We start from the raw sequence: 2,213 nt of genomic DNA on the forward strand, positions 1-2,213 counted from the left end.
AAAGGTATACAACAATCTTTATTTCCAAGCAGAACTACTGCCGAATTAGTAGAAGATATAAAAAAGCTAACTACAGAAATTCAAGAACTATATTGTTTAGATTCTATTCCCTGGGTAATTGGATATTCAGGCGGTAAAGATAGTACCGCAACATTACAACTAATATGGAAAGCGATCGCTGAACTTCCGCAAAAAAAACGAGTTAAAACTATCCACGTTATTACTACAGATACATTAGTAGAAAATCCTATCGTTTCTGCTTGGGTAACTAACTCTTTAAAGTTAATGGAAGAGGCTGCAAAAAATCAGAAACTACCTATAGAATGTCATTTATTAAAACCAGAAATCAAAAAAACATACTGGGTGGGATTACTTGGTAAAGGATACCCAGCTCCACGCCATACATTTCGCTGGTGTACTCCCCGTTTAAAAATTGATCCTTCTAATCTTTTTATTCGTAATGTTGTTAGAAATAATGGGGAAACAATAGTTGTTTTAGGAACTCGTAAAACAGAAAGTGCTAATCGTGAAGCAATAATGAATAAACGAGAAATTGGTAGAATAAGAAACCATCTAAGTCCTCATCCTAGTCTGATTAATTCTTTACTTTATACTCCTATTGAAGACTGGCGAACTGATGAAGTTTGGCTATATTTAATGCAATGGGAAAATCCTTGGGGAAATAGTAATAAAGATTTACTAGCAATGTATCGAGGTGCAACAGAAGATAATGAATGTCCGTTAGTAGTTGATACCTCTACTCCTAGTTGTGGAAGTTCTCGTTTTGGATGCTGGGTTTGCACTTTAGTAGATAGTGATAAATCTATGTCAGCAATGATTCAAAATGATGAAGAAAAAGAATGGTTACAACCATTAGTAGACTTGCGTAAAGAACTAGATATTTTTGACCGAGATAAAAGAGATTTTCGGCGAATTTGGGGTGCAGTTCAACTATTTGAACGGAAAATAGATGGTGAAGTTTCTGTGGAACCAATACCCGGTCCGTACAAAAAAGAATGGCGAGATACTTTACTGAGAAAGTTGTTAGAAGCTCAAACAAAAATTCGTGAAACTGCTCCAGAAAATATGCGAGATATTACTCTTATTTCTTTAGAAGAACTTAGCGAAATTAGACGCATTTGGTTAGAGGAAAAACACGAGTTTGATGATAGTTTACCTCGTATATATAAAGAAGTAACAGGAGAAGAATTTCAAGACTGTCGTCCTGGTGCAGGAATAAGTCTTTTAGGTAGTGATGAATGGTCAGTATTAGAAGAAATATGTAGTGGGGATGAAATGCACCTTGAACTTATGGCAAAACTGTTAGATACAGAACGGCAATATTATATTAAGTCTCACCGATATAAGATTTACGAAAGTCTCGAACAATGTTTTGAAACAAGTTCTCGTTCTAAGGAAGAAGCTATTCAAAACGCTCACAATAAAAGAGATTTAAAAGAAGCTGTCGAGGAAGGAAAAGTTTCAGAGAAAATTAAACAATTAAGTTGGGCAAATATGAAGTTTTCTCCTCAAAGTTCGGAAGATATTGATTAGGGAAGTAAAGGAGAAATAAAAATATGAAAATTTATTTGAAAAACTCATGTCTGGAAAACCTTTCTTTTTCCCATTCAGAGTCAAAGACAAAAATTCTCTTTGTCAGACCTATCTCTTACCAGGAAAAATTCCACAATGACTCACAAGTGATGAAAATTTATCTGAAAAACTCATCTCTGGAAAACCTTTCTTTTTTCCATTCAGAGTCAAAGACAAAAATTCTCTGTTGCTTGAGAAAAAAATTCTCTTTGTCAGACTTCTCTCCAAGGAGGAAAATTCCACAATGACTCACAACGGATGAAAATTTATCTGACAAACTCATCTCTGGAAAACCTTTCTTTTTTCCATTCAGAGTCAAAGGCAAAAATTCTCTGTTGCTTGAGAAGAAAATTCTCTTTGTCAGACTTCTCTCCAAGGAGGAAAATTCCACAATGACTCACAACGGATGAAAATTTATCTGACAAACTCATCTCTGGAAAACCTTTCTTTTTTCCATTCAGAGTCAAAGGCAAAAATTCTCTGTTGCTTGAGAAGAAAATTCTCTTTGTCAGACCTATCTCTTACCAGGAAAAATGCCACAATGACTCACAAGTGATGAAAATTTATCTGAAAAACTCATCTCTGGAAAACCTTTCTTTTTTCCAGTTAGAGTCAAAGAC

Annotated in this window: 2 protein-coding genes; one reads left to right on the top strand and one right to left on the bottom strand. The window is 34.7% G+C overall.

Going from position 1 to position 2,213, the window contains the following annotated elements; genetic code table 11:
* Positions 1-6 precede the first annotated feature (6 nt).
* The gene (gene dndC, locus AFK68_RS00840; protein ID WP_094670879.1) at positions 7-1,554 is read left to right on the top strand and encodes a DNA phosphorothioation system sulfurtransferase DndC; all 1,548 of its coding nucleotides are present in this window, start codon (positions 7-9) and stop codon (positions 1,552-1,554) included.
* Between the two features lie 305 nt (positions 1,555-1,859).
* On the opposite strand, the gene AFK68_RS00845 is transcribed toward dndC, so the two are convergent.
* Positions 1,860-2,060, bottom strand: coding sequence for a hypothetical protein (locus tag AFK68_RS00845; RefSeq protein ID WP_094670877.1), 201 nt, complete (start codon positions 2,058-2,060; stop codon positions 1,860-1,862).
* Positions 2,061-2,213: the final 153 nt, after the last annotated feature.

The organism is Hydrocoleum sp. CS-953, assembly GCF_002260545.1.
Classification (GTDB): Bacteria; Cyanobacteriota; Cyanobacteriia; order Cyanobacteriales; family Microcoleaceae; genus Trichodesmium.